A 25122-nucleotide genomic window follows, 5' to 3' on the forward strand; every position below is an offset into this window, starting at 1 on the left:
GTGCCGCGGTGGTCGTCCGTGGAGGCCGCCGCTCCCAGACCCCCGGTCGGCACTACTCGTTGGTGTATTCCTCCACCACCGTCGCCCCCAGCTCGCGCACGATCAGTTCATGGCCGGAGAGGGCCGACTCGTTGAGGTCGGGGTCGTCGTCCTCGGGGATGTCGTCCTCGGGGGCGACCGGTTCCGGGGCGGGCGGTCTGGGTGCGGCCGGGGCGGGGGCCGCCGGGGCCGACGCGGGGGCGGAGGTGGATGCGGAGGAGGACTGGGCCGGGGGGGCGGGGTTCGCGGGGGCCGGGGGCTGGGCGGCCGGGGCGCCGTAGCCTCCGCCGGGGGCGCCGTAGGACGCGGTGCCTCCGGGATTGCCGTAGCCGCCCGGCGCGCCGCCGCCGGGAGAGCCGTAACCGCCGGTCGGCGCGGGGGCCGAGCCGCCGGACGGGTCGATGACCGCCTCGATCTTCCACTGGACGCTGAACTGCTCGGCGAGCGCCTGTCGCAGCACGTCCTCGCTGCCGCTGCTCGCGAAGTTGTCGCGGGCGCCGGCGTTGACGAAGCCGAGCTGGAGTGTGGTGCCGTCGAAGCCGGCGACATGGGCGTTCTGGCTGAGGAGGATCCAGGTGAAGCGGCGGCGGTTCTTGACCGCCTCCAGGATGTTGGGCCAGAGCATGCGGGGGTCGAGGCCGTCGGCGGGGGGCGCGTACGCGGCGGGAGCCGAGGCCGCCGGGGTCGAAGGGGTGGCGGGGGCAGTGGCGGGCGGCTGGGTGGGAGGTGCGGAGGCCGCTGGGGGACGTACCGCCCCACCGCCCGCGGGGGTGGCCGTGGGCCAGCCGCCCGGTCGGCGTCCGCTGCCCGCGGCGGTGGCGGTGGGCCAGGCGCCGGGGGCGGCAGCGGGAGCCGGAGCCGGAGCCGGAGCGGCCGGGGGCTGGGCAGGCGGGGCCGCGGCGGCGGGCTGTGCGGGACCGGCGTCGGCAGCGGCGGGTGCCTGCGCGGGGGGCGCGGAGGGAGGCGCGGACTGCGGTCCCGGGGGCGGGGCGGAGGTGGGAGGCATGGCGGCGGGCTGGCCCCCGTGCTGAGGCGGGTACGCGGCCGCGGGTTGCCCTGGGAGCGGGGCCGGAGCGGCCGCGGCGCCCGCTCCCGCGCCCATGCCCGTGTTCGCGCCGGCACCGGCACCGGCACCCGTGCCGCCGCGCACCGCGGCCCGGGCGGCGGCCGCGCCGCCTCCCGGTGCGATGGGGGCGCCGCCGGTCGCGGGCGCGCCGCCGTGCGCCTCCGGCCCGGGTACGTACCCCATCGCGGGCATGCCCTGGGCGACGCCGCCGGCGGAGAAGTTCACGCCGCGCTCGATGCGGTCGAGGCGGGCCATGACGGAGCGCTCGTCGCCGTAGGCGGCGGGGAGGAGTACGCGCGCGCAGATCAGTTCCAGCTGGAGGCGGGGCGAGGTGGCGCCGCGCATCTCGGTGAGGCCCTCGTTGACGAGGTCGGCGGCGCGGCTGAGTTCGGCGGCGCCGAAGACGCCGGCCTGGGCCTGCATCCGCTCGATGACGTCGGCGGGGGCGTCGATGAGCCCCTTCTCGGCCGCGTCCGGGACGGCGGCGAGGATGACGAGGTCGCGCAGCCGCTCCAGCAGGTCGGCGACGAAGCGCCGAGGGTCGTTCCCGCCCTCGATGATCCGGTCGACGACCTCGAAGGCGGCGGCTCCGTCGCCCGTGGCGAAGGCCTCGACGACGGAGTCGAGCAGCGAGCCGTCCGTGTACCCGAGCAGGGACGTGGCCATGGCATACGTCACACCGGCGTCGCTCGCGCCGGCGAGCAGCTGGTCCATGACGGACATGGAGTCACGCACGGAGCCTGCGCCGGAGCGCACGACGAGCGGGAGCACGCCGTCCTCGACGGGGATGTCCTCCTTCTGGCACACCTCGCCGAGGTAGTCGCGGAGCGTGCCCGGCGGTACGAGCCGGAAGGGGTAGTGGTGGGTCCGGGAGCGGATGGTCCCGATGACCTTCTCGGGCTCGGTGGTGGCGAAGATGAACTTCAGATGCTCCGGCGGCTCCTCGACGACCTTGAGGAGTGCGTTGAAGCCTGCCGACGTGACCATGTGGGCCTCGTCGATGATGTAGATCTTGTACCGGCTGCGGGCGGGCCCGAAGAAGGCCTTCTCCCGCAGGTCACGGGCGTCGTCCACACCGCCGTGCGAAGCGGCGTCGATCTCGATGACGTCGATCGACCCCGGGCCGTTCCTCGCGAGGTCCTGGCACGAGTCGCACTCGCCGCACGGGGTCGGCGTGGGCCCCTTCTCGCAGTTCAGGCACCGGGCCAGAATGCGCGCGCTGGTCGTCTTGCCGCATCCGCGCGGCCCGCTGAACAGGTACGCGTGATTGACCCGGTTGTTCCGCAGCGCCTGCTGCAGCGGGTCGGTGACATGCCCCTGCCCGATGACCTCGGCGAACGACTCCGGGCGATAGCGGCGGTACAGCGCGAGAGACGACACGCATACGAGGTTATAGGCGCCCACTGACAACCGAGGCCCGCGCAGGGACCGGGAAACACAAGCGCCCCCCACGCACCCGCCAGAGCCGACCTACCCTTGCTGCCTTCCGGCCCTGGGGGAGTTCAGTCAGATAGCGCCGCGTGAGGGGCTGCCCAAACAGTACCTGATCGCGGGGGCCCGGAACGAGTTCGCGAGCACTCCTCAACGTCTTGTATTGTTTGCGGCGGAGGATTCGCCTAGAGGCCTAGGGCGCACGCTTGGAAAGCGTGTTGGGGGCAACCCCTCACGAGTTCGAATCTCGTATCCTCCGCCAGTGCCTCACCGGGCACGATGTCGAAGGGCCCCACCGCAAGGTGGGGCCCTTCGACGTTGTCCTCAGACCTCGTTGTCCTGGTTTTTGTCCACAGCGGGTCCCGAGGGTCCCCAGATCGCATCGGCGATCTTCCCGGCGACATCCTTGAGCATGGCGTCCGGTACGTGGAGGTACCTCGCCCTCATGCGCGCGGAGGTGCCCGGCTCCCATCCCATGATCTGGTCGATGACCCGGGCCGGGACTCCGAGCAGCATGAGCACGGTGGCGGCCGTGTGCCGAGCGTCGTGAAGCCGGCCGTCCCGGACCCCCGCGTCTTCCAATAGCCGCTTCCAGTCGTGATAGTCCGTGTTCGGGCTGAGCGGGCCACCGAGCCTCTTGGTGAACACGTAGTCCGACTCGATCCACAGGTCACCAGCGGTCTTGCGCTCACGCGCCTGTTCCTCGGCATGGGCCCGGAACATGGCCACCAGCGGGCCCGGCAGGGGCACCGCGCGCCGGCCCGCCCTGGACTTGGTGTTCTTGGTCTCGCGCCGGACCTGTTCCTTGGCTGGGCAGTACCCCGCCGCCGTCCGGCCGCACGGTGAGGCTTCCGGGCACCCGTGCTTGTACCTGGGACGCAGACGGTTCCGGCGCAGCTTCAGGTACTCGTTGTCCAGGTCGACGTCAGACCAGCGCAGTCCGAGCGTCTCGCCCTGCCGCAGACCGAGGGCGAGTGCCAGCATCCAGCGGGCGCTGTTCCGTCGTTTGTTGGCTTCGAGCAGCAGGCTCTGAACCTCGTCGACGGAGTAGGGCTCAACCTCTGCTTCGTCCTCTTCCATCCGCGGCGGCTTCGCCAGTGCGGCAGCGTTCTTGGCCGCGTGGCCACGGCGTACCGCTTCCCCGAGGGCGGTACGGGCGGTGCGGTGAGCCTGGTGAGCCGTGCCGGCCTTGCGGGCCCCGTTCTTCTGCATCCGGCGGTACAGACTTTCCAGGTGCTCAGGCTCCAAGCGGTCAAGGCGGTGCTTGCCGACACCGGGCACGAGGTGCACGCGAACGGCCACCTCGTAACCGTCGTAGGTGTTCTCGCTGACGGTCGGCTTGGCGATGTTCTCGACCCAGTGCAACAGCCACTTCTCGACCGTCCACGGCTTGCCGGGCTGTTGCGCCGAACCCTGGTCGCGCTGCTTCTCCAGCTTCCGGACTTCGTCCACCAGTTCCTTGCGCGTCGGGCGAGTCAGGTGCCGGCGGTAGGGCGTCCCGTCGTCCTTGTAGCCCATCGGTACCCGGGCGTGCCACCGTTCGTCTTTCCCGTAGTAGATGGCGGATTCGCCGTTGGCACGACGGGTGCGCTTCTTCTCTTCTGCCACAGGCAGACTCCTGTTTCGCGGTGTCGGGATGGGGCCCGGGCGGCGGGCTGCCCTGTCCGGGAGTGCCGCCGCTCCGGGCGTCGTCAAGCGGCTCGTTTGGCTGCCCGCCGGCGGGCGAGGTACGCAGCGGGCGCGTCCGCTGGGACGCGGCGGAGACGGCCGATGTCGATGGACTCCAGCTCTCCGGAGCGGATGAGCTGGTAGCAGAGGGTTCGACCGATCCGGAGACGGCGGGCGGCCTCTTCGACGGTCAGCAGCACGAGGGTGGGGTCAACGACTTCGGCGAGTTGGGCCGTGGCCATGCGCGTGGTGCTCCTTCGGCTGAGAAGAGGGAGTTCCGGGGCGGGGCCCGTTTCGGGAGTCCGCGTCTGTCCGAGGTAGGGATTTCTGCGTCACCGCGTCACCTGCGTCATGCAGGCTCTTGACCTGCGGGTTTTGTGTGACGCAGATGGGTGGGGGTGCGTCACGCGTGACGCAGGCTGTCCTCACGCGTGACGCAGGTGACGCGGCGTGACGCAGCCGGGGCCGTCTGCGTCACACCCGTCTACGCAGGTCACCCGCCGTTTCCGGGGGCGGCGTGACGCTGTGACGCAGCGTTCCCCTACTTAGGAAAAAAGAGGGGGTGTCTGTGGTGGTGTGATGTGGCTCAGGGCGTGAAGAAGGAGCCGCTTCGCGGCGCGTCCATCGCAGGGCGGCGCCGCCGCCGAACAGCAAGAGGAGCACGCCTGGCCGGTGGTGCTCCTCTTGCTCGTGCGGCCGCGGGGGCGGTGCCGGTCAGAACGCCTGCTGCTCGTGCGGGGGCGGAGCGGCCAGGCGGGTCATCTCGAGGTAGCGGCCCTCCCTGGTGCGGCCCGAATCGATGAGGACGCCCCGGGCGGCCAGGGTCGGCTGAAGCCGCTTGAGACGGTCGGAGAGGACTTTGCCGGTGGTCGGCCACCCCTTGGGCAGGGAGCGGAAGTCCTCGCCCGTGTAGAGGCGGGTGAGGCAGTGCAGCCACTCGGTGGACGTCATCCGCTGCTCGCCGCCCGGCTCGATGGTGTCGGCGTGCCTGAGCACGGTCTGTGCGAGGAGATCGCCCTCGATCACGTCGTCGTTGAGGTCGTCCAGACTGGCCCGGTAGGCGGTGAGAGCTCCGAGTCCGGTTGCCGCGTCGAGTTGCGCGCACAGGCGGGCGAAGTCCGCCATGCGCAGGTCGGTGGGCGTTTCCGCCTGCACCGCGCGGACCTTGACTGTGAGGTCCAGGAGTGAGCCGAGGACGACGGGCAGAACCTCCGCGTACTCCGTCCACAGTTCCGCTTCGGTGCGCCGGACACGGGGCCGTTCCAGACGCAGCGGCAGGAGCCGTTCGGCGAGGTCGGGCCGGATGACTCCTACGTCGATGCCGGTCAGCAGCAGGGGCCGGCGGTAGCCGACGCGGAACACGTCCCCGTCGGTGAACAGGGCGCGCTTGACGCTCTCGATGCCGGTGACGATGCAGCACATGGCGTCGGACAGGTCTGGCGTCATGTGGGAGAGGTTGTCCAGGGCGGTGACCCATCCGGCCGCTACCGCCGCTACGAGGTTCTCCTCGTCCTTCGGCGCGCGGCGCAGGTCGCCGCTCATGCCCTCAATGATCCGTACGAGCATGCGCCCGCCGGTGGACTTGCCCGCGCCCTGCGGCCCGGTGAGGAACGGGGCGGGGACGGGCACGGACGGTTCCAGGCAGCCGATGAGCCAGGCGATGGCCAGGCACTCGGTTTCGGCGTTGGCGAAGTTGCACAGGCGGAGCAGGAGATCGATGCCCTTGCCGTCGGTGTCCTTGGTGGGCAGGGGGAGTTCGCCGGTGAGCTGGGTGCGGCGCCAGCACACTTCACGCGGGTCGGGGATGGCGATGTCCCATCCGGTGGGGTGGATGCGGACGGACTGCCCGTCGGTGCGGCCCAGGTCCAGCCACGTGGCCCCGTCGAATCCGGGGGCGACGCGGATGTGCACGGACTGCACGTCCTCGGTCAGCGCGAGCGCTTCGATCAGGTCCAGCGCCTCCTTCAGGGCGGTGCCGTTGAACACGCCGCGCCCGTCGCGGAACAGGCCGACCATGAGTTCCTGTCGGTGGCTGCCCGTCGTGCCCTGGGAGCGGATCGGCCGCGCGACGGGGTGGCCGTTCTTCTGCGCGTACACGGTGCCGTCGGCGGTGCGGAAGTACCGGAAGTGCGCTTGCGCGTAGTCGGTGATGACCTCGCGGGCAGGGTTCTTTTCGTCGTCGGACATGGTCACAGTCCCAACCTGGTGCGGGCGTTGGTCCACGCGTCGGTGCAGTGCCGCGGGGACTCACCCTTGGCCTGGGCGGCGGTGAACAGCCGCGCGACGTGGGTGTCGGTGAGGCAACCGCACCGGCCGTGTGTGGACAGCACGGCCAGGAAGGTGCGGTAGATGGTGGCGTGCACCGCCTCACGGGCCTCGGTGATGCGCTGCTCGGCCATTGCGATCCCCCGCTCCAGGTAGGCGGGCGTGCGGTGACGGCATGCCCCGCCATCTGCCAGGGCAGGCACGGTGACGGCCTGCGGCGGCGACTGGATCGCGGGCGGTTCCTTCACGGCGAGCGCACGTACGACGTCCGGCAGGGCGGTCATGGTGCCGGTGCCGGGACCGAGCCACCGCGCGTAGGACATCGTGGATTTGATGTCGACGCCGTCGCGGACGGCGTTCAGGGACTGCATGGTGCCCTGGTAGATCCAGTGTTCGCCGCGCGTGGTGGCCACGGTCCGGGTAGCCGGCAGGGTTTGAGCGGCCCAGGCGACGGCCGTCGGGTTGTCGAGGTCGACCACAGTCACTCCGGCGCCGCCGGGGTGGTAGGCCACGGCGGCGGCCCGGCGCCACGCGGTCACCCACGGCCGGGAGGTGAGGGTGTGGGTGTCGGTGGTGGCGGCGGCCCAGCCGTGGCAGACGTCGGGGCACTGGCAGGGGCCCGGGGTCTTCATGTTCGGCCGGCCGCCGCACGCGTTGGCGGTGCAGGTGGGGCAGTTCCCGAACGGCAGCTTCCCGGCCCGCAGCGGCAAGGGTGGGATCCCGTCCGCGGCCAGGTTCAGGGCGAGGGGCAGGAGGTTCATGCGGCGCTCCAGTCGGGCAGGAGCATCTGGCCGTGGGCGGGGATGGCGCAGATGACGCGCTCGCGCCACTTCAGGGCGTAGTCGATGCAGTTGGCGCAGTTCTTGTGCGTGTGGCCGGGCAGCGGGGGCCGGTGGCGGGCGTGGGAGCTCCAGGCGGCGGAGTCGGCGGAGGCGAGCAGGTGACCGACGCGTTCCAGGCCGAGGATCTTGAAGCCGAAGCCGTGGAGCTTGAAGCCGTGTGCGGCCATGGCGGTGACGATCGCGGCGCCCTGACGGGTGGACTGCAACCGGCACACCGAGCCCAGCCCGACGACCGGTTCGGCCCGCAGGTCCACCCCGGCCCGCTCGTACAGCTCCACGCACCGCTCGTAGGCCGGCACGTTGTCGCCCTGGAGGACGGGGGCGATGCGCAGGTCCGGGGCGAGGGAGCGCAGTTCGAGGAAGTTGGCCACGGTGCGCCGCTGGTGCTCGGCGACGCTGAGGTGGGTGCCGACGAAGTGCTGCCTGCCGAACCATCCGCCGTTGATGATGGCGTCCTCGCACATCCAGTCCTGTGGTGCGGCCCAGTCGTAGGGGCCGACGTGTTCCCAGATGCGGCGCAGGTCATCGACGTACTTGCGGGGCGGGCGGGTCCACGTGCCCTTGTCTTTGAGCTCCATGAAGCCGCCGGAGTCGACGGCGTAGGGGCCGCGGGCTTCGTCCCACTTGATGGCGCGGTCCCAGTGCTCGGACTTCAGGAACAGCGGCACGTCGGTGAGGCGCAGCCAGTGCCGCTTGTGGGTGGTCAGGTAGAACCGCATCCGGGGCGCGGCGGGAGCTCCCGGCGTGGGGACGGCCGGTGGTAAGGCTCGCCGGATGTTGGTGGGTTGAGTCATGCTGGAAGACCTCCACGGGTCAGTTGGTGGCTGGTGGACAAGGGCGGCCCGGTTCTTTGGCGAGAGGGGGCCGCCCTTGGCACAGTTAGCGCTTGGAGCCGAAGAGCTTGACGGTGATGCCGCCGACGCTGATCGGGCCGGTGGCGGCGGCGATCTGGACAGCCGTGTGGACGGCGAAGTCGAGCAGGGCGAGCAGCGCGGCCACGGTGGCGAAGATGCCGATCGCTCCGGCGCCGGCGACGGCGAGCGGGTAGAGGTAGTGGCTGAGCGGGCGGCCGGTGCGGTCGGTGGTGTGGACGACGATCACGACCGGCTGACCGGTGGCTTCGGCGCGACGGTAGGCGTCGGCGGGGATGTGGGGGGCGATGCTGCCGGTCGGGTTGTGGTGGTTCATCGGTGCTCCCCCTCGGGGTGTGCCACGGGCCCGCGCCGAAGGTGGCGTGGGCCCGTGCGGATGGGTGTTAGGGGCGGGTGTCAGGGGCCGTTACGGGGTGGTGTGAGGGCGCGTAACACCGTGTCTGCCTAGGGGTTTGGGTGTTAGGGCCCGTAACGGTGTTACGGGTGTCAGGGGGTGTTAGGCGGCGGCGAGGGCCGGCACGATGCGCCACCGCCCGGTGGTGTTCGTGGCCTCCAGCCGGCCTTCCACGGCGGCCTCCTTCAGGCGCAGGGAGACCCAGGAGCGGGAGAGGCTGTTGCGGTCGCACCAGTCGGTGAAGTCGACCGGGCCCACGACCATCTGCCCGGCCGCCTCGAACTCCGCCAGCGCCCGCGCGAACAGCTCCCGCGCCTCCTCCGGGGACGGCCTGCGGCCGTGCTCCTGACCGAAGATCGGGATGTCGTCGCCGTCCTGGTTGCCGGGGAGTTCGGCGTCGGGGTCGATTCCGGCATCCTCGGGGTCGACCAGCAGCCCGCCGCCGTACTCCTCCATGTCGTCCTCCTCCTGGACGGCCCGCAGCGCGGGCGACTGCGGGGTGGGGGTGTCGGTGGCGCGGCCGGTGTAGGCCCGACCGGCCACGGCGGCGAGGGCGCCGGCGGTGATGGGGTCGGCGGTCGCGCCGTTGCGCTGCGCCCACACAGCGAGAGCCTCCATGACCGGCACGACGCGCGCGGGGAAGGCGAGGGTGCGGCCCGGAGACGGGTAGCGGTCCTCGGGGACGCCCGGTGTGACCAGGTAGCAGTAGCCGGGGCGCCGGTTGCCCCACGCCCCCGGGTGCGCGCCCGCGTCGATGACCGTCTCCGGGAGGGAGAACCCTTCGTCGCGGGGGTCGCAGCCGAGCGCGATGACGGACGGCAGCGAGGCGCGGGTGCTGGTCGACATCTGGTCGTACGAGGGGCGCTGGAGCGACACGATCAGCGAGATACCTGCCGACCGGGCCTCCTGCGCGATCCCCGTGAACGCGTCGTCGCCGAGCGCGCGGAGGGTGTTGGCGGCCTCCTCGAACCAGACGACCATGAACGGCATGCCCTCGCAGCCACACGCCCGCCCGTCCGACCGGCACGAGTGCGCCGGGTCGTTCTGCTGCTCGGCCGCGGCCGGGACCCACTGCCGGTAGCCGTGGGCACCCAGCCACCGGGTGCGCGCCGGGATGGCGGCCTTGACCGCCTCCACCATGACCTCGGTGTCGGCTCCGCCCTCCGCGCTCCAGTCCAGGCCCGGCCGGAGCGGGGCGAAGTCCTGGAAGGCCTTGGGGTCGGAGAACAGCACGATGACGTCCCGGCGGGACAGAATCTCCGTGAGCAGGTTCAGGGCGGTGTCGCCCTTGCCGGATCCGGTCCCGCCGGCCACGAGGACGTGAGTGGAGTTGCGTCCCGCCTCCGGGTCCCCGGGCAGCCACAGGATGAGCGGGGCGCCGTCGTCGTAGCGGCCGATGACCAGCGGTTCGGCGATCGAACCCCCGAGGTTCGACGGACCCTCCCACTCCGCCACCTGCGCCAACATGTCCTCCGGGACGATGACCAAGTCCCCGCGCCGGGACGAGTCCGGGTCGGGGCTGTAGCGCACGGCCGACGTCGGCAGGTCCAGGGCGGACGCGATCCGCGCCAGGGCCTTCGTGACGTCCGCGTTGGTCTGCTCACCGGCCTGCACCGCGAGCGGGGCGGTGACCCGGTTCGGTTCCACCTTCGGCGTCCCGATCTGCGCCCGCGCCAGACCCACCTTCTCCAGCAGCCCGCCATCACCGCTGCCGGCGGGGGCGCCCTCGGGGTTGTGGCGCAGGACCATGCGCACGTTCCACGACAGCGCGACCACCGGCCCGCCCATCAGGAACATGTCGTCGATCGGCCCGGCGGTCGGCCCGGCGAGGCACGCGGCGGTGACCCACGCGGAGCCGGCCGCGACGGTGACGGCGGAGTGCAGGCGGCGCTGCTGGCTGGTCGACTTCCCCGCCCACCACGTCGCCCCGGTCAGGGCGACGGAGGCGAGGGTGAGGCCGACACCGGCGCCCGCGCTGCCCTCCCAACGCCAGTTACCCAGCGCGCCGGCGAGGCCGGTCCCGGCGAGGCCGATCCACGGCGGCATGTGCGGCTTGGCGCGGTGCAGGAGGTAGGCGCCGATGCTCCCGCCGGACGAGCCGTCGGGCAGGGCGTAGGCGGTCATGGTGCGCCCGTCGTCCAGATAGTCGGTGACGTGGCGGCGGTTGTTCCTGGTCATGCGGCGACTCTCCTTACTGCTGGTGCCAGTTCATGACCGGCTGCTGCGGCCTGCGGGCACGGTGACGGACGCGGTTGATCTCCTCCTCGAACTCCTGCTGGAAGGTCGAGTAGCAGGCGGCGGCGTTCTTCGCAGCGTCCCGGAGGGCGTCAGCGGAGCGCTGCATCTTGCGCGCCACCTTCTGCGCGCGGATGCGGGAGCCGAACGTGCGGCCCTGCGGGTCCGGCACCGCCGCCAGCACGCCCTTGAGGATCTCCGAGCCCATGGCGACTTCTATGGACAGGGCGACGGCGGCGGCGCGCAGGGTGTTGCAGTACTGCCGCACCTGCGCCGGCGAGCCGAACTCCGGCGTGGGCAGCAGCGCCTCGGAGTGCGGCCGGCCGCCCCCGCCGTTGCGAGCGGCGGCCCGGTTGTTGTTGACGGTGACGTTGATCGGCGGGACGAACGAACCACCGAGCGCGCCGACGAACCCGCCCGCGGCGGCGCCGGCGTTGGCGAACTTGTTGGTCTTGTTGCCGTTCTCGTCGATCAGCGGGCGGCGGGCGTGCTGTGCCTGCCGGTGCTGCCGGTTGGCCGCCCGGTTGGCGGAGCCGTTGTCTGCCATGTGGCGATCTCCTCAGGTCAGTGCGAGCGGCGGACGATGAGCCAGGCGGTCTGAGCGGCCAGCCACATCAGCAGCCAGACCAGCTCCAGCGGCCCGGCGAGCGGCCCGAAGCCGGCGGACAGGGCCGCCCACGCGGCGGCGAGGGTGGCGAGCAGGGCCAGAGCGGCCCGCCAGATGACGACCGTGCCGCGCGCGGGACGGCGCACGTGCAGGAAGCCCAGCCACAGCGCCGGGGCCACGGCGAGCGGGGCGAGGACCAGCGAGGACCACCACGCCATGACGTGCAGCACGCCCGTGAAGGCGAGGGCGAGCAGGGCGAGGGCGGTCGGGGCGAGCGCGCGCCGAGCGTTCCACAGCGCGCGGCCGATGAAGCCGAGCGCCTCGCGGGTCAGCGAGGGCGACTCGGGGACGACGATCACGAACGGCTGCGCGCCACGGCGCCCGCGCTGCCGCGGGATCTGGACGGTGTGGACACCCGCAGCCTTGCTGCGGGAACGGGTACGGCTGGACACAGCAGAGCTCCCGGAAGGGTCGAAGAAGGAGGGGAGGGTCAGGCGGCGCGCTGTTCGTCGGTGGCGATGCACATGCCGCAGAGGCCGTGCGAGCGCGGGATGCAGTAGCCGACGTCCAGTCGGCAGCGCGGGCAGGTGCGGCGGGCGAGCATCGCCAGCGCGAGGGCGCCCCACTTGCGGGACGTCATCGGCCGCACGGGCTTGGCCAGGTCGACGCGGTAGAGGTAGGCCACGCGGGGCGTGCCCGCGTGGCGGTTGATGACCATCACCTGAGCGGCGACCGGTTGCCCGCCGGGCCGTAAGCCCCGGGTGCGGAGCTGGCGGCGGGTGGCGTAACCGTCTGGGGCCATGCGCCAGGGGTAGGTCGGTATGCCGTAGCGGGCGCCGTTCGGGTCGAGGCAGCGGCTGTAGGCGGTCGGCATCAGTGCCCGCCCCCGCTCGTCAGCGCGAGCGGCTGAGGCTCGTTGGCGTTCGCGGCGAGCCGGGCGTAGACGGTCTGGACGTACGAGGGTGAACGGGTGGACTTACGCGCGGCCGTCCGGATGGACTCTCCCGTGGTCCAGCACCCATGGATCACGTCCAGCGCTTGTTCAGTGGACAGCCGCTCCACCTCCCGCTCCCCCTCATCCGACGACGCCGGACGGGCCGGGAGAGCAGGGGTGAACAGTCGCTGTGCACCGCAGATGACCAGCGGCGACGGCACCGGAAGAGGCTGCACCGGGGCAGTGGCGGACACCGGGGCGACGGGCGGAGCCGGGGTGGGCACCGCACGCGGTGCGGGGGTGTCCACCACGAGCGTGGGGGTGTCCACCTGGTCGCGCAGAACGGTGATCCGGTCCAGGATCGCGCGCCGGTAGTGAGTGATCGCCTCAGCGAGAACGATCAGCAGGACAGGCGGAATGGAGTGCAGCACCAGCCCGGCCGGGTCCACCTGTCGTGGCATCCCGAACGCCGTGCCGGCGGGCCACAGGGAGCTCCAGCAGTTCATCAGCCATGTGCCCAGACCGGCGAACCAGCGCAGCGCGCTCGCCCAGCCCGACGGGTGCACACCGTGCTCGGACAGCCGGCCGTCCACGATCAGCACCGCACCGAGAGCGACGGCGACCATGGGGTCCAGCAGCCACGCGATCCACGGCGAGATGTGGTGATCGATCGCGAACAGCGTCACGTTCGTCGCCGTGAACGCCAGCGCCACCACCGCGACCGCGACCAGCACCCTGGTCAGGTTCGCCTGGAGCGCTTGCAGCGCGGCGATCTGGGCGGCCGGTCGGGACTGCTGCCGGTTCACGCGCCCACCCTCGTGACTGGGGAGGCGAGGTTGGCCAGCTCCAGCCGCGCGGCCAGCGCCCGGCGCCGCGCCCTGCGCAGCCGGCGCGTGTCCAGCTCGGACGGGACGCGGTCCAGCGTCGCGATGTGCGCGTCCAGCAGCTCGATGTCGGCGAGGATGACCGGCATTTCGGTGTCGATCGCGTCCAGTTCGGCCGCGGTCGGCTCCAGCCAGTCGGCGAAGGCGGTAACGGCCGTCTGAACAGTAACGATGGGTTCCATGGGTCGTGTCTCCTAGGTGGTGGAACGGCCCGAACAGCGGCTCCCGGGAGGCACCCCGGGAGCCGCGCGCCGTTGTAATTGGTCGTCTGGTGAGCACTGCTACTCAGCGCGGACGTTGAGGGCCCGCGAAGGTTCTGCGGTTTCTGCTTCAAGCAATGCCTTCACCGCCCTGCAGGGCGGATTCGGGCAGGTCACCCGGCCCGACATGGGCGGTCGGGGTGGTAACCCGCACCCATCGACCGCCCGTGTTCAGGCAGCTGGGTCGGCACTCTGTTGAGTTCGTCTCAGCGCTGGATCCGGTCCGTGTTTCCGGGCGCTGAATGCGCAGGTCAAACAGCCGCGACAGCACCGCCCTCATCTTGCTTAGGGGGGCTTGCCGCCTCGCTTGTTAGGTACCGTAGGCAAACTCAAGGCTGCGCGCAACCCCCTCTCGCGATAGAGTTCGATAGCCCCCCTAGGCGACGATCGGAGAGTCGTGCAAGACGACATGGAGAAGGTCTCTGGGATCACGGACCCCGTTGACCGCGCTAAAGCCGCAATCGACCTGATGGCGCGGTATCAGAGCCACGTGAACGAGCTGTCGCGCATCCGCCGGGAAGCAATCGAAGAGGCTCAGGCAGCGGGCATGACCCAAGCGGAGATTGCGAAACGACTCGGGGTCAGTCGGGGACGCGTGGGACAGCTCGCGTCCGCCGGCCCACCGCCAGAGCGCGCCTTCTTCGGCACCGACCTGGTCACGGTGTCGCTCGGCGGTAAGTACGAGGCGGGCAAGGCGCCCGACCAGCACCCCAGCGAGGTGGTCACCCGCGAGGACCTCAACAACTTCGAGCACCTTCGGAAGTTGCTGGGCGGCATGAAGCTGGAAACTCAGTACGAGGTGATCCCGCCCACCGGGATCGTGAACCTCAACCGGGACAACCACGTCGTCATCTGCGGTCCCCGTCTGTCCCCGATCGTGGCGCAGGTACTCGAAGGGGACGACAACCTTCGGTTTGCCAAGGACCACGTGTGGCACCTGGTGGACCAAGTGGCCGGGAAGGAATTCCGGTCACCACAGGACGAAGACGGGTCGGCCGGCGACGTCGGGTACCTGGGACGACTCCCCCGCCTCGATGGGAAGGGGACGTTCCTCTACATCGCCGGTATCCACGCCATCGGAGCGAACGGAGTCGTTCACTTCCTGGAGAACAACCTGGCAGAGCTGTACCGAGAGGTGCGCACGCGCCGCTTCTCCACGCTGATTTCGTGCCGTTACGACCCGAAGACGCTCGAAGTGCTGGAGAGTCGACGCGTCACCCCGCTGTACCGACACGAAGGCTGAGCATGCGCGTCGCCATCGACACCCAACCTGGTGGAGCCGCCCCCAACGAAGATTGGGTGGCCGGCACCCCGGCTCTTGCCGTCGTGCTAGACGGGCTAAGCACGGCGGGCCTGGACACCGGATGCCGCCACGGCGTGCCTTGGTACGTGGGGCATCTGGGCAGTCAGCTTGTCGCTGGGCTGGCCGACCCCGAAACGTCGCTGACCGCCGGGTTGGCGGGTGCCCTTGAGCGGGTGGCCGCACTGCACCCTGGATGCGACCTCGGCAACCCCGGAACACCCTCGGCAACGGTCGCGATCCTTCGCCAGCGAGAGGGGTTCCTAGACCACCTGGTTTTGGCAGACTCCCCCATCGTGCTCGAAGGGCACGGCAACTACACCGTGCTCACAGACCTTCGCGTGGACGAAGTCCTTCCCGAACTACGGGCCGAAGTCGAGCAGTACGAGACGCATACGACTGAGCATCAGGAAGCGTTGCAGCGGTTCGTGACCGCACAGCGGCAGACCCGCAACACGTCGACCGGATATTGGGTGGCGGCTTCTGGCCCAGATGCGGCAGATCACGCGCTCACAGGAAGCGTCCCCGACCAAGACGCGCTCGCCGCAGCAGTCCTGTCAGATGGCGCATCGCGTCTCGTCACCGAATACGCCATGGCGACGTGGTCCGAAGTCTTCACAGCGCTCAGGACCGGGGGCCCGCGAGAGCTGATCGACACCGTCCGGAAGGTCGAAGCCACGGACCCGACAGGGCGCCGGTGGCCGCGCTACAAGTCGGGTGACGATGCTTCTGTCGCCTTCTGTCAATGGTGATAGCCACAGCTCAACCCGCTCACGCAGGCAGTAGACGAAAGGCCCGATCCTTCGGACCGGGCCTTTCACGCAGCCTCTCTGGCACTCGACTCCGGCGGGGCAGAGAAACCGCCCTAGAGAGCTAGAGCAGCCTTGAGGGCACTCGCCACGCGCATCATGGAGGGCAGGCTGAGAGCGCCAATTCGCTCCTTCAGCTCTTCACGATACGCAGGAACTATGTCGTCGCAGCAGACATAACCCACGAGCGGCGCGTCCGCCGCTGCTAGCTTGACGATGCTTGGCAGGTCAGGCTTGTTGGTAGTGGTTAGCCTCACCATTAGGCAGTCATTGAGCTTCTGATTACGTGTGTTGTTGGAGACGACCAGGAACGGCTTGAGGCCATAACCCAGATCAGCTCGATATACGACACCACGCACAGGCACAATCTCAGGCACAGATACGACTCAGTCCTCGCTGGATCCACGACGACGAGCACGCATCGCACGCTCATGCATCTTGTCCTCGTCATTGCGCGCAGCCGCAAGGGCCGCATATCCGGTGAGCATGACCTGCTGCTCAACCGCTTGCCGCCCCGCCTCGACTAGCGCCTGCAGAACCTCCCCCTCAGAGGCGTTTGAGGGGAGCTCCACGCCCAACAGTTCTGCCAGGGCAGCACGCTCAGCGCTTGCAGGCTGCCGCAGGCGCTCCACGGTCTCGGTGTCTTGAGCGGTCACAGGGACAGACTTACGGGCTACGGCGTCCGGCTTCCTACGGGTGGGAGTGGTCATGCCCCACAGTGTGATGCAGAAAGTGATGCAATGCAAGAGTCATAGACCGAGGCACGCAAAATGACAAAGATTCGGCAAAGAACCTGCCAAGACTTGGCAAAATAACGGCATCCACGTTCTGGTCCCCACTACCCTGCGTGACCGTAGGTCACGCAGGGTAGTGGGGACCAGAACGTGGATGCCCCTCACATAGGGGAGGTTCGTTGCTGTACGTGATCGAAGCAGGTCACGTGCCTGGGAGCTACTCCCCGAGATCTACAGAGGTGCTCAACTACGACGAGCTTAGCGGTTCGAAGGCCTGGATGCTGAGTGCCTCGCCAGTCAACCTGACGCACCGGCCAACCGCGCTTCCCAAGTCCAAGCAACCAGCCGATGGCCTTGCTTCCTCGTCCATTCACCACCGCCCATTGTCCGAACGCCCCCGTACATCCACGCGGACAGTTGGCCTGCGTGCCCTCCGAAGAGCGTGACATCCGTGGGCTGGTCAGATAACCATCGTCGGGACCCTTCATCCGGGCAGTATGGGCGCGGTCGTAGCAGCGCAGGCCAGCCTCAATGGATCCGAACGGCCGGCGCCATGTACTGCTTGTCACGATGTCGTTCCAGGCGCCGGCGCACGGTCCGCCGGACCATCGCCCGCACCCTGCGCTTCGGGGCGAAGGCGAGCGGGCGGTGCGTCCGGGGGAGTGGATCGCCGGGTCCGGACGCCGTACGAACGTAGTGTCATGGCTTACCGGCCCTCGGCAACTCTATCGGCGTGCGGATCAAGTCACCACGGGGCACCAAATTCCACCTACAGCCGACCCGCCGAATGATGGCTTCGGTTGTCTCCCAACCCCTACATCAGTGCCAAGATCTCCGCGATGGCCCGCCCGACTTTCACGGCGTTTTCTAGGTTCCGATCCCATCTGGGGGCCCATGCCTGGATCGCCTCAAGGCTATTAGCGTTGACGATGTCGCCCGCAGGGAACTGGTAATCCCACTCGTCCGTGCGATCGTTATTTCCCGTGATGGTGCCATCCACACCGAAGGTTTTCCGATCGGTGAGAGCGATAATGATGCCGTTGGCATCGAGCACTGCAACCTTCACTCCGCCGGTGAATCCGCCGAACCAGGTGCCGGTGTGCGTGTTGGTGAAGGCTTTGAGCTGACCGCTGTCGTGGAGGGAAGCATCGGTCCACATTCTGTGGTTGGCCCCAAGGTTCCGCTGCTGTTTGCCAGGGGTTTGGGCGATGATGGCCATCAGGAACCTCCGTCCACATGACCGCGAATCAGCGATGCTGGCAGGAAGCAGACCTCTTCGGGGCGGAATCCCTTCTGGCTCAGCAGGGTCCGGGGATCCCGGATGGGCCGCAGTTTGCCAGAATTCATAACGAAGACGCCGTTATCGGATTCCACGTACTGCCCCTCTTCGAGTGGTAGCAGCGGAACCTCTGATGGGATGGGGTCCACTTCTGGGTACTGCTCAAGCTTCGAGTCCTCAACCACTTGTAGATCGCTTGGGGAGAGCCCGTTGGCTTGCATCGTCCATAGGTCCGGGACCCACCGTTTCGTAGCGCCCTCCACTAGGTACACCTCGTGGCTGGTTCGTCCCGTCAGCAGACGTCTGTCTCCACTGGCCAAGTCTTTACCTCCGCCCACTCGATTGTGCCGACGCTTTGCCCGCCAGCTCTCACGTCGCCTTGAATATGACCCAGGCAATGTCCTGCCCTTAGTAGGCAGGCCGGACAGAAGAGCAGATTCACTCGGCCGCTCCGTCAAGGCTTGCTCTCTTCTCGTAAGCCAGCACTCGGGCGGGTGGTGACCATCGGACGGTTCTCGGCGAGGAAACACTGAGCATCCGGCACACAGGTCAGGAACTGGCACTAACGCTGCGAGCCCCGTAAGACGCTCGTTGTCCTGGTCTTTGTCCAGTGCACTGACGGACGCCACCGTTCATCGCCGTACGCGCACCCCGTCTGACCTGCCGCGTGAACCCTCACGGACGCCCCCGAACAGTCATGCGGACAGTTGGAAAGCGTGTTGGGGGCAACCCCTCACGAGTTCGAATCTCGTATCCTCCGCCAGCTCAGAGGGCCGGACCACGAAAGTGGTCCGGCCCTCTGGCGTTCGTCCGCCGTATCTCGGGTCGCGCCTAGACGACCGTGAGCACGATCTTTCCTTGGATGTGGCCTCGGGCGGCGCGTTCGTGGGCCGCTCGGGCTTGCGCGAGCGGGAACGTGCTGTCTAGCGCGACGCGAACCGTGCCCGCGTCGAGCAGGTGTCCCAGTTCGGTGAGCTGCGCGCCGTTGGAGCGGACCTGGGTGCCCGAGACCGTGACGCCGAGCTTCGCGGTCTCCTCGTCGTCGTATGTGCCGAAGAACACGGGGAACAGGGCGCCGCCGCGCTTGAGCGTGCGCAGGAAACGACTGCTGTCGGGGCCGCCGACGGTGTCGAGAACGAGGTCGACGTCGTGCACGAGGTCCTCGGGACGGCTCTTGGTGTAGTCGATGAACCGGTCGGCTCCGAGCTCGCGCAGGAACGATTCATGCGCGCCCGACGCCACCGCGATGACCTGTGCGCCCTTCCCTTTCGCCAGCTGCACTGCGAAGTGCCCCACGCCGCCCGCTGCGCCGTTGACGAGCACCGTCGTGTCGGCATCGAGTGGCATCGGGCGGTGCCGCGCGGCCTGGAAGGGCGAGGGGTGATCGTGTCCGAGCTCGATCAGGAACTGCCACGCCGTCAGTCCGGCCATGGGCGCCCCGGCGGCGCGCACGTGATCGATGCCGGCCGGCTTGCGCGCGAGGTCCGACGCGGGCGCGGCCACGTACTCGGCGTATGCGCTGCCGTCGAAGCTGGGAAAGCGGAGGAGGCCGAAGACCTCGTCACCGACGGAGAGGCCGTCCACATCCGGGGCGACGGCCTCGACGACGCCCGACACGTCCGTCCCCGGAATCACGGGCAGGCTGAACTTCGGCCTGGTCTCCGGAGGCAGGTTGGTCAGTCCGTCGCGCAGGTACCAGTCCGGAGGATTGACGCCGACCGCGTGCACGCGAACGAGCACCTCACCCGGCTTCGGGTCGGGAATCGGCACCTCGTCGTGACGCAGAACCTCGGGGCCGCCGTGCTCATGCAGCCGGATCGCCCTCATCGTGCGTGTCGGCATCGGTTTCTCCAGCTCCTGTCGGCGGATACGCTCATCGGATCAGCGATCCGTTTATCCGGATCACTGATCCGAATATATGGATCAGTGATCCGGATGGTCAAGAGGGACAGATGCGGGCCGACGCCAGGAAGAATCACGACCACCTGCTCGCCGTCGCGGGCGCCGTCATCACCGAGCAGGGTGCCGAGGCGTCGATGCGTGACATCGCACGCAAAGCCGGCGTAGGGCTCGCCACGCTGCTGCGTCACTTCCCGACGCGCGAGGCGCTGTTCGAGGCCTTGCTCCGTACGAGCTTCGACGAGCTGACGGCGAAGGCGGGTGAGCTCGAAACGTCGAGCTCACCCGATGACGCTCTGGTGTCGTGGCTGCGCGACTTCGTCGCCGTCGCGCACAACTATCGCGGCGTCGTGGCGTTGATGATGGCCGCCATCGAGGACAGCCGGTCCGCCCTTCACACCTCGTGCGTCACGATGCGCGCCGCCGGCACGCGCCTTCTCGCCCGCGCTCAGGCCGAGGGCATGGCGCGAACCGACATCGACGGCACCGACCTGTTCGCGCTGGCCGGCTCGCTGGCGTGGCTCGGCGATCAGCCCTCGCTCGCGCCACGCCTCGATCACCTCTTCGCTGTCGTCGTGAGCGCGATCCTGACAAGCCGCTGAGGCCCAGCCCCGGCTCCTCCCCCCTGCTCTTCTCCCTGCTCCTCCGGTCAGGGCGAGGGGGAGAAGCCGGCGGAGCGGTCGAGGTGGAAAGCGGAGCCCGGAGCCGTCGGAGACCACCCCTCGCGCAGGGCGAGCCGAATGGCCTCGGTGACATCGGAGGGCAGTACGGGCTTGGCCTCGCGACCGAGCCAGTTGCTCGGATGCGGGTGGCCGATCGTGACCACGAGCGTCGTCCCCGGGGTGCCCGCGTGCTCGACCGCGAACGTGCAGGGCGACCAGGCCAGGCCCTGGAAGTAGGTCGGCCGGCGTCGCAGCCGCCAGCGGTAGGCCGTGCCGTCGACCACGATGCGCCGTGCGCCCTTGCGGCCCAATGCCATGACTCCCCCCTCGACACGGAGGATGCTACGAGCCCGGTCCCGCGGTCCGTCTCGAATTTCCGCCCAGAGGGCCGGACCGTGAAAGTGCTCCCATCAGGGGCAGGATCAGGGAGACGTCGATGCCGTCGGTGGCGAGTTCCTGGCGTGCCAGGCCGGCCGGGACGGCAAGGGCGCCGTCGAGTTAGGCGCTCAGGGCGGTCGGCGCGGCGGGCGGCCCGGACCGGGAGCGCATCCTCGCGGTGCAGCAGGCGGGCGATTCGCCTCGCCGATGCCGGAGGAGGCAGGGCGCCGGTGACGATGACCACGCGGCCGGACCTACGGTGACGACCACGGGTCCCGTGCGTTCGGCCCTGGCCGACGGGCCGGAACCGGCCCGGCATCGACGGCCGGGAGCCGACCGGCCCCCTGGACTTGGCACAGATCGTCAGCCCGATCGAACTCGGCCGCCTCATCTGGTTCCCCCCGGCCGCACGGCCAGCAGCATCGCGGCGGCCGTCCGGCCCGGCCCCGGCCCCAACACCGACACCGACAGCAACACCAACACCAACACCACTGAAATGCGTTGCCGCCACGCGTACTTGTGCCCGAAGGGCGGGGCGCGCATCGTGGCCTTCCGCCGTCGGGTCACGTCGAGTCGAGGAGCGTACGCATGCCGCAGAACCCGGAGCTGCACATCTGGTTCCAGCCGGTCAACGGGGAGGCACTGGCCGTCAGAAGCCGTGACTTCGAGACCTTGGACTCGGGTCTCGCCGCGTTGAACGAGGCACTGGAGCAGGGACGGACGTTACGGTTCGGGCTGACCGGCCCGGACGACGCCGAGAACGGCTTCGCGCTGGTCAACTTCGCCAACGTCGTGGCGGTCAAGGTGTGGCCGGAGCCGACGAAGGGCGCCGACGACGGCCACTACCTCTGACCGGGCCTTCGTCCGGCTAGGACAGGCGGAGCGTCACCCGGTCGCTGTCGGTGCGCGGGATGTACGCCTGCTTCCAGGTCCAGCCGGCCGTACCGCGCTTGTAGTGCAGCTCGACCGACGAGTTCTTCTTCCACCAGTAGTCCCAGCCCGTGGCGCAGGTGTGCGCGTTGGCCGTCCAGACCGGGGAGTCGTCCCAGTCGTCGAACTGGTTGTAGCCCTTCACCCAGAACTTGATCTGCGCGGAGGAGTCGTTGCAGAGCTGGATCTGGGTGGCCGCGACGCCGTCGGCGTGGGCGGTCGCGGGGAGCGCCAGAGCACCGAGGACGGCGCTTGCGGCAAGTGCGGCCATGGTGGCCTTACGGCGGAGACCGTGCATGGGAAGGGCACCCTTCTGTCGGTTTCGTCGGATCCTTGAGGGGGCGGGGCAGGGCGGGTCAGTCGAGCAGGCCCTCGGACTTCAGCCAGGCCTTGGCCGTCTCGGCGGGGGTTCGTCCGCTCTCGACGGAGGCGGTGAGCGCCACCAGTTGTGCGGTCGTCAGCCTGGAGTTGAGCTTGGCCAGGGCCTTTCTGGCGGCCAGACCCGCGTCGGGGGCCGCGATCAGCGGGAAGACGTGTTCGGGCGGGACGACGGCTTCGGGGTCGGTGAGGACGACCAGCTGGTCCCGGGTGAGGACGGGGTCCGTGCCGCGCAGCACCAGGACGTCGGCGTCGGCCGAGGTGTCCGCCGGGGCGAGGGTGACGCCGTAGGCCGTCTTCAGCGAGTCGGCCGTCGGGGCGTCGGGGTCGCCGGAGGCGGCACCGCCCAGGGTCAGCCGACCGTCCGTCTCGGCGAGGTCGGTGAGACTGCGCAGTCCGTGGCGCCGGGCGGTGGCCCGGGTGACGGCGAGGACGACCCCGCGCTCGGCGGCGGCCGGCGGCAGCGCGACGATGCCCGGGGGCAGCGCCATGCTGAGCGTCGCCGCCATGTTGCCGGGCAGGGTCTGGCCGCCCGGCAACGCCCGCAGCATGGTGCTCTCGTACGCCGGCGCGAGGCCGATCTCGCCCTCCACCACGGCCCGGGCGGCGTCGGCGGGCGAGGCGTAGACGGTGGTCGCCGTCTTCACCTCGGCCCCGGCGGCGGTGAGCAGTTCTCCGTAGAGGGCCGCCACGACCCGGCTCTCCGCCGAGCGGTCGGTGCCGATCACCGTCGGCCCCTGGGCGTCCGCGTAGGCGCTGGTGGTGCCCTGGCCGGCCGTGTCGGTCGCGCACGCGGAGAGCGCGAGGAGCGAACAGACGGTGAGGGCGAGGGCGCGCAGCGGAAAGCGTCTTGCTGGTTTCACGTGAAACACCACTTCGCGGAGGAACAGGCGGCCGGGGGACTCAGCGGCAGTGCGCGTTCCACTCGCCGGACGTCATCTTCGCGTCCCTGAAATTGACGTAACCGGCCTTGGGGTTGTCCTTGTTGAAGCCGGACGACTTGTAGTTGTTGACGTACCAGATGTAGTGGCCGTAGTAGCGCTTCGGGAAGTGGATCTCGTACCAGCCCTCCGCCTGCTGCTTGGCGGTGCCGCGTTCGATCCAGCCCTTGGAGCCGGCCGGGATGTTCAGCGTGTTGCTCTCGGTGTCGGTGTGCGACACCTCCCAGGAGTGGCCGTAGCTGAGCTGCACGGAGGCTTCGTAGACCTTCCAGAACCCGACGGTCGCGGTGATCGCGACGCCGACCGAGTTGGTGGCGCCGGTCGTGTCCGCCCAGTCGATGCGGTGCTGGTTGGTCTGGCTGCCGCAGTTGTACGCGGTGCTGCCGACCTGGTGCTTGGGGCCGGTGTACGTCCAGTAGCTGGTCGGGTGGAACTCGCACAGGTCGACCGACCGGGTGCCGCACTGCTCCAGGAGCTGCTTGGTGGTGGGGCTGGCTGCGGCGAACGCGGACTGCGGGGCCGCCAGCGCGGTGGCACCCAGGGTGAGGGCCGCGAGCGTTCCAGCCGTCCGGCGCAGGTGCTGGGCGGATCCGTTCTTACGGAGAGCGAATGCCATCGGGGAACTCCAAGTGGGGGATGCGAAACGCCGACTGTTTGTTCGCGGCGGACCGTTCAGCGACCACACTCGGGGGCGCGGAATTGTTGAGCAATGCAGGTCAGGGGGGTAAACAACCGGCGAGCTTCCGAGTGCCGGTCGCGATTCCCTGATGCCGGACGGCGCGTCTTGTCGGGTGCGCGCAGGTCCGTTTCGCCCTTCGGTCGGCGTGGGGTGGCGGACGGGGTCTCCGTCGACGGCGCGTGGCGGTCCGGTGGGGAGGTCTCCGGTGCGGCTGTTTCCGGTACGGCGGGTCCCGGTACGGCACCTTCCCGTACGGCGCTTTCCCGTACGGAGCGTTCCCGGGCGTCCGGCGACGCGGTGACCGGCGCCGGTGCGGGAGCCGGGTCGGAGTCGGAGTCGGTGTCGGAATCCGCGTCCTCCGAAGCCGGCGGCTGTTCGCAGAGGCGGAGGTAGGGCACCTCGGGGAGGTAGGTGTGCCACTCGGCACGGGTGAGGGTCGTGCCGGCGCGGGCGCAGAGCTGGGCGACGACCCGGGCGGGATCGAGGGCGTACGTCTGGACGGGGACGTGGGCGCCGCTGGCGTGCACCGAGGTCCCGTCGGCGCTGAACGCGAGGGAACGGAGCGCGTCGCCCGGCGTGTTGAGGCTGCCGCCCAGGGGCTGCCAGGTGGCGGTGTCCCACAGCCGCAGGGCACCCGAGGCGTGGCCCACGGCGAGGGTGCGGCCGTCGGGGCTGAAGGCGAGGGCGGTGACCCGGGCGCAGGAGGCGCAGTCGGGCGCGACCGGTGCGGCCGGGAGGACGGCGGCGCGGTGGCGGTCCCGGGTGCCTTCCCAGACGGTGACGGTGCCGAAGGCGCCGCCGGTCGCCAGGTGGGTGCGGTCGGGGCTGAGCGCGAGGACGTCCGGACGATCCCCGTCGGCGAGCGGCACCTCGGAGTCCCACCCGAAGGGCAGGGCGGCGGCCCGGCCGGTGAAACCGGCGCTCAGGGCTCCCCCGAGCGCCGCCGCCAGGGCCTTCGGCTCGGTCGTGCGGGTGCCGTGGGCGGTGTTCCATACCTCTCCGGTGAGCGGGCCTGCGGCTGTCGCCCGGGAGACCAGCAGGTCACGGCCTCCCGGTGTCAACGCGATCGACCGGACCCCGGAGGCGGGCGGCCCGTCGAGGGCGAGCGCGGCCCGTTGCCGGTGACCCGGCACGTCCCATACGGCGAAGGGGGCGGGGTCGGGGGATGCGTCCCGGAACCCGGTGGCCCCGTAGGCGAAGGCCTCGCCCTCGGGGCTGAACGTCATCAGAGGGCGGTCGGCCCGCGCCACGGACACGGGTGGTGGTTCGGCGACGATGTGGCCGGTGCGGGTGTCGCGCAGGTGGAAACGGTAGCCGTCGGCAGTCCGTTCGGCGGTGGCGAGGAGACGGCCGTCCGGGCTCAGGAGCTGTAGCGCGGCCGGTCGGGCGAGCCATCCTGAGGTGAGCGGAGCCGTGAGGTCGAGGGAGTGGACCGTGCCGGCGGACAGATAGCGGAGCGTCGGGGTGGCCGGGTCCCAGGCGAGGGCGGCAACGGGGGCGTCGGTCAGGGGGTGCCGGAACACCGGGGTGGCCGGAGTGGTGTCCGAGGCGGGGCGGGTGCCGGCGGTGCCGGAGGCGGGGCGGGTGTCCGCGGTACCGGCGGTGTCCGGCGCGGTCCCCGCGCCCCCAGCACCGG

At 70.0% G+C, this 25122-nt stretch carries 26 protein-coding genes, 1 tRNA gene and 1 other RNA gene; 5 read left to right on the forward strand and 23 right to left on the reverse strand.

Annotated features, from left to right (window positions below; genetic code table 11):
- Nucleotides 1-52: 52 nt before the first annotated feature.
- Nucleotides 53-2485, reverse strand: a complete 2433-nt coding sequence (locus tag ACIRF9_RS30330) for a DNA polymerase III subunit gamma and tau (RefSeq protein ID WP_403828465.1) — start codon at nucleotides 2483-2485, stop codon at nucleotides 53-55.
- A 54-nt stretch (nucleotides 2486-2539) separates the two neighbouring features.
- An RNA gene (gene ffs, locus ACIRF9_RS30335) (signal recognition particle sRNA small type) lies at nucleotides 2540-2638 on the reverse strand.
- A gap of 72 nt (nucleotides 2639-2710) precedes the next feature.
- Between ffs and ACIRF9_RS30340 the strand changes: the two genes are divergently transcribed.
- Nucleotides 2711-2798 (forward strand) — tRNA-Ser (locus ACIRF9_RS30340).
- Between the two features lie 62 nt (nucleotides 2799-2860).
- Here ACIRF9_RS30340 and ACIRF9_RS30345 read toward each other — a convergent pair.
- The 12 genes from ACIRF9_RS30345 to ACIRF9_RS30400 all read right to left on the reverse strand — a co-directional run bounded on the left by ACIRF9_RS30345 (nucleotide 2861) and on the right by ACIRF9_RS30400 (nucleotide 13419).
- Nucleotides 2861-4144 (reverse strand): tyrosine-type recombinase/integrase, encoded by a 1284-nt coding sequence (locus ACIRF9_RS30345; protein WP_403828467.1) that lies wholly within the window; start codon nucleotides 4142-4144, stop codon nucleotides 2861-2863.
- An 83-nt stretch (nucleotides 4145-4227) separates the two neighbouring features.
- Nucleotides 4228-4446: an excisionase family DNA-binding protein gene (locus ACIRF9_RS30350; protein ID WP_403828469.1), complete on the reverse strand. Its 219-nt coding sequence runs from the start codon at nucleotides 4444-4446 to the stop codon at nucleotides 4228-4230.
- Between the two features lie 472 nt (nucleotides 4447-4918).
- Nucleotides 4919-6391 (reverse strand): ATP-binding protein, encoded by a 1473-nt coding sequence (locus tag ACIRF9_RS30355; RefSeq protein ID WP_403828471.1) that lies wholly within the window; start codon nucleotides 6389-6391, stop codon nucleotides 4919-4921.
- 2 nt (nucleotides 6392-6393) lie between these two features.
- Nucleotides 6394-7230, reverse strand: a complete 837-nt coding sequence (locus ACIRF9_RS30360) for a bifunctional DNA primase/polymerase (protein WP_403828473.1) — start codon at nucleotides 7228-7230, stop codon at nucleotides 6394-6396.
- Complete coding sequence (locus ACIRF9_RS30365; RefSeq protein WP_403828475.1) at nucleotides 7227-8105, reverse strand: hypothetical protein; 879 nt, start codon at nucleotides 8103-8105, stop codon at nucleotides 7227-7229. Before ACIRF9_RS30365 ends, ACIRF9_RS30360 begins: the two co-directional genes overlap by 4 nt.
- Before the next feature lie 85 nt (nucleotides 8106-8190).
- Nucleotides 8191-8499, reverse strand: a complete 309-nt coding sequence (locus ACIRF9_RS30370; protein WP_403828477.1) for a hypothetical protein — start codon at nucleotides 8497-8499, stop codon at nucleotides 8191-8193.
- Nucleotides 8500-8679: 180 nt separating this feature from the next.
- A complete protein-coding gene (traB, locus tag ACIRF9_RS30375; protein ID WP_403828777.1) occupies nucleotides 8680-10701 on the reverse strand; it encodes a plasmid transfer protein TraB in 2022 nt (673 codons plus the stop codon).
- 67 nt (nucleotides 10702-10768) lie between these two features.
- Nucleotides 10769-11359: a plasmid transfer protein TraA gene (traA, locus tag ACIRF9_RS30380; RefSeq protein ID WP_403828479.1), complete on the reverse strand. Its 591-nt coding sequence runs from the start codon at nucleotides 11357-11359 to the stop codon at nucleotides 10769-10771.
- Nucleotides 11360-11376: 17 nt separating this feature from the next.
- Nucleotides 11377-11871, reverse strand: a complete 495-nt coding sequence (locus ACIRF9_RS30385; protein ID WP_403828481.1) for a hypothetical protein — start codon at nucleotides 11869-11871, stop codon at nucleotides 11377-11379.
- A 38-nt stretch (nucleotides 11872-11909) separates the two neighbouring features.
- Nucleotides 11910-12293 carry an RRQRL motif-containing zinc-binding protein gene (locus tag ACIRF9_RS30390; RefSeq protein WP_403828483.1) on the reverse strand — a complete coding sequence of 128 codons (384 nt, stop codon included), beginning with the start codon at nucleotides 12291-12293 and terminating at the stop codon, nucleotides 11910-11912.
- Entirely contained in the window at nucleotides 12293-13159 is an 867-nt protein-coding gene (locus ACIRF9_RS30395) for a hypothetical protein (protein WP_403828485.1), read from the reverse strand. Before ACIRF9_RS30395 ends, ACIRF9_RS30390 begins: the two co-directional genes overlap by 1 nt.
- Nucleotides 13156-13419, reverse strand: a complete 264-nt coding sequence (locus ACIRF9_RS30400; RefSeq protein ID WP_403828487.1) for a DUF6284 family protein — start codon at nucleotides 13417-13419, stop codon at nucleotides 13156-13158. Before ACIRF9_RS30400 ends, ACIRF9_RS30395 begins: the two co-directional genes overlap by 4 nt.
- 475 nt (nucleotides 13420-13894) lie before the next feature.
- On the opposite strand from ACIRF9_RS30400, the gene ACIRF9_RS30405 reads away from it, so the two are divergent.
- Nucleotides 13895-14740 carry a sigma factor-like helix-turn-helix DNA-binding protein gene (locus ACIRF9_RS30405; RefSeq protein ID WP_403828489.1) on the forward strand — a complete coding sequence of 282 codons (846 nt, stop codon included), beginning with the start codon at nucleotides 13895-13897 and terminating at the stop codon, nucleotides 14738-14740.
- A gap of 2 nt (nucleotides 14741-14742) precedes the next feature.
- Nucleotides 14743-15549 carry a hypothetical protein gene (locus tag ACIRF9_RS30410; protein WP_403828491.1) on the forward strand — a complete coding sequence of 269 codons (807 nt, stop codon included), beginning with the start codon at nucleotides 14743-14745 and terminating at the stop codon, nucleotides 15547-15549.
- 113 nt (nucleotides 15550-15662) lie between these two features.
- On the opposite strand, the gene ACIRF9_RS30415 is transcribed toward ACIRF9_RS30410, so the two are convergent.
- The 4 genes from ACIRF9_RS30415 to ACIRF9_RS30430 all read right to left on the reverse strand — a co-directional run bounded on the left by ACIRF9_RS30415 (nucleotide 15663) and on the right by ACIRF9_RS30430 (nucleotide 19461).
- Nucleotides 15663-15983 (reverse strand): type II toxin-antitoxin system PemK/MazF family toxin, encoded by a 321-nt coding sequence (locus ACIRF9_RS30415; protein ID WP_403828493.1) that lies wholly within the window; start codon nucleotides 15981-15983, stop codon nucleotides 15663-15665.
- Between the two features lie 9 nt (nucleotides 15984-15992).
- Complete coding sequence (locus ACIRF9_RS30420; protein WP_403828495.1) at nucleotides 15993-16316, reverse strand: hypothetical protein; 324 nt, start codon at nucleotides 16314-16316, stop codon at nucleotides 15993-15995.
- 838 nt (nucleotides 16317-17154) lie between these two features.
- Nucleotides 17155-17559 (reverse strand): hypothetical protein, encoded by a 405-nt coding sequence (locus ACIRF9_RS30425; RefSeq protein WP_403828497.1) that lies wholly within the window; start codon nucleotides 17557-17559, stop codon nucleotides 17155-17157.
- Nucleotides 17560-18450: 891 nt separating this feature from the next.
- Nucleotides 18451-19461: an NADP-dependent oxidoreductase gene (locus ACIRF9_RS30430; RefSeq protein WP_403828499.1), complete on the reverse strand. Its 1011-nt coding sequence runs from the start codon at nucleotides 19459-19461 to the stop codon at nucleotides 18451-18453.
- Nucleotides 19462-19571: 110 nt separating this feature from the next.
- Between ACIRF9_RS30430 and ACIRF9_RS30435 the strand changes: the two genes are divergently transcribed.
- Nucleotides 19572-20120 (forward strand): TetR/AcrR family transcriptional regulator, encoded by a 549-nt coding sequence (locus tag ACIRF9_RS30435; protein ID WP_403828501.1) that lies wholly within the window; start codon nucleotides 19572-19574, stop codon nucleotides 20118-20120.
- A gap of 47 nt (nucleotides 20121-20167) precedes the next feature.
- Here the strand turns inward: ACIRF9_RS30435 and ACIRF9_RS30440 are convergent, their stop codons facing one another.
- Entirely contained in the window at nucleotides 20168-20497 is a 330-nt protein-coding gene (locus tag ACIRF9_RS30440; protein ID WP_403828503.1) for a hypothetical protein, read from the reverse strand.
- Nucleotides 20498-21146: 649 nt separating this feature from the next.
- Here ACIRF9_RS30440 and ACIRF9_RS30445 point away from each other — a divergent pair.
- A complete protein-coding gene (locus ACIRF9_RS30445) occupies nucleotides 21147-21410 on the forward strand; it encodes a hypothetical protein (protein WP_403828505.1) in 264 nt (87 codons plus the stop codon).
- A gap of 16 nt (nucleotides 21411-21426) precedes the next feature.
- On the opposite strand, the gene ACIRF9_RS30450 is transcribed toward ACIRF9_RS30445, so the two are convergent.
- The 4 genes from ACIRF9_RS30450 to ACIRF9_RS30465 form a co-directional block, all read right to left on the reverse strand.
- Nucleotides 21427-21786: a hypothetical protein gene (locus tag ACIRF9_RS30450; protein WP_403828506.1), complete on the reverse strand. Its 360-nt coding sequence runs from the start codon at nucleotides 21784-21786 to the stop codon at nucleotides 21427-21429.
- Between the two features lie 58 nt (nucleotides 21787-21844).
- Nucleotides 21845-22729 carry a glycine betaine ABC transporter substrate-binding protein gene (locus ACIRF9_RS30455; RefSeq protein WP_403828508.1) on the reverse strand — a complete coding sequence of 295 codons (885 nt, stop codon included), beginning with the start codon at nucleotides 22727-22729 and terminating at the stop codon, nucleotides 21845-21847.
- 40 nt (nucleotides 22730-22769) lie between these two features.
- Nucleotides 22770-23423, reverse strand: a complete 654-nt coding sequence (locus ACIRF9_RS30460; RefSeq protein ID WP_403828510.1) for a hypothetical protein — start codon at nucleotides 23421-23423, stop codon at nucleotides 22770-22772.
- 56 nt (nucleotides 23424-23479) lie between these two features.
- Nucleotides 23480-25122 (reverse strand): WD40 repeat domain-containing protein (locus ACIRF9_RS30465; protein WP_403828512.1); only part of this gene is annotated, 1643 nt, incomplete at its 5' end.

Source organism: Streptomyces sp. NPDC096132 (assembly GCF_044763345.1).
Lineage (GTDB): Bacteria > Actinomycetota > Actinomycetes > Streptomycetales > Streptomycetaceae > Streptomyces.

What these genes read in the sequence shown, in the direction of transcription:
- ACIRF9_RS30410 (WP_403828491.1), top strand. Translation starts at nt 14,743, where the DNA reads ATGCGCGTCGCCATCGACACCCAACCTGGTGGAGCCGCCCCCAACGAA.
- ACIRF9_RS30360 (WP_403828473.1), bottom strand. Translation starts at nt 7,230, where the DNA reads ATGAACCTCCTGCCCCTCGCCCTGAACCTGGCCGCGGACGGGATCCCA.
- traA (WP_403828479.1), bottom strand. Translation starts at nt 11,359, where the DNA reads ATGGCAGACAACGGCTCCGCCAACCGGGCGGCCAACCGGCAGCACCGG.
- ACIRF9_RS30425 (WP_403828497.1), bottom strand. Translation starts at nt 17,559, where the DNA reads ATGGCCATCATCGCCCAAACCCCTGGCAAACAGCAGCGGAACCTTGGG.
- ACIRF9_RS30445 (WP_403828505.1), top strand. Translation starts at nt 21,147, where the DNA reads ATGCCGCAGAACCCGGAGCTGCACATCTGGTTCCAGCCGGTCAACGGG.
- ACIRF9_RS30420 (WP_403828495.1), bottom strand. Translation starts at nt 16,316, where the DNA reads ATGACCACTCCCACCCGTAGGAAGCCGGACGCCGTAGCCCGTAAGTCT.
- ACIRF9_RS30390 (WP_403828483.1), bottom strand. Translation starts at nt 12,293, where the DNA reads ATGCCGACCGCCTACAGCCGCTGCCTCGACCCGAACGGCGCCCGCTAC.
- ACIRF9_RS30440 (WP_403828503.1), bottom strand. Translation starts at nt 20,497, where the DNA reads ATGGCATTGGGCCGCAAGGGCGCACGGCGCATCGTGGTCGACGGCACG.
- ACIRF9_RS30435 (WP_403828501.1), top strand. Translation starts at nt 19,572, where the DNA reads ATGCGGGCCGACGCCAGGAAGAATCACGACCACCTGCTCGCCGTCGCG.
- ACIRF9_RS30450 (WP_403828506.1), bottom strand. Translation starts at nt 21,786, where the DNA reads ATGCACGGTCTCCGCCGTAAGGCCACCATGGCCGCACTTGCCGCAAGC.
- ACIRF9_RS30365 (WP_403828475.1), bottom strand. Translation starts at nt 8,105, where the DNA reads ATGACTCAACCCACCAACATCCGGCGAGCCTTACCACCGGCCGTCCCC.
- ACIRF9_RS30400 (WP_403828487.1), bottom strand. Translation starts at nt 13,419, where the DNA reads ATGGAACCCATCGTTACTGTTCAGACGGCCGTTACCGCCTTCGCCGAC.
- ACIRF9_RS30355 (WP_403828471.1), bottom strand. Translation starts at nt 6,391, where the DNA reads ATGTCCGACGACGAAAAGAACCCTGCCCGCGAGGTCATCACCGACTAC.
- ACIRF9_RS30430 (WP_403828499.1), bottom strand. Translation starts at nt 19,461, where the DNA reads ATGCCGACACGCACGATGAGGGCGATCCGGCTGCATGAGCACGGCGGC.
- ACIRF9_RS30460 (WP_403828510.1), bottom strand. Translation starts at nt 23,423, where the DNA reads ATGGCATTCGCTCTCCGTAAGAACGGATCCGCCCAGCACCTGCGCCGG.
- traB (WP_403828777.1), bottom strand. Translation starts at nt 10,701, where the DNA reads ATGACCGCCTACGCCCTGCCCGACGGCTCGTCCGGCGGGAGCATCGGC.
- ACIRF9_RS30350 (WP_403828469.1), bottom strand. Translation starts at nt 4,446, where the DNA reads ATGGCCACGGCCCAACTCGCCGAAGTCGTTGACCCCACCCTCGTGCTG.
- ACIRF9_RS30370 (WP_403828477.1), bottom strand. Translation starts at nt 8,499, where the DNA reads ATGAACCACCACAACCCGACCGGCAGCATCGCCCCCCACATCCCCGCC.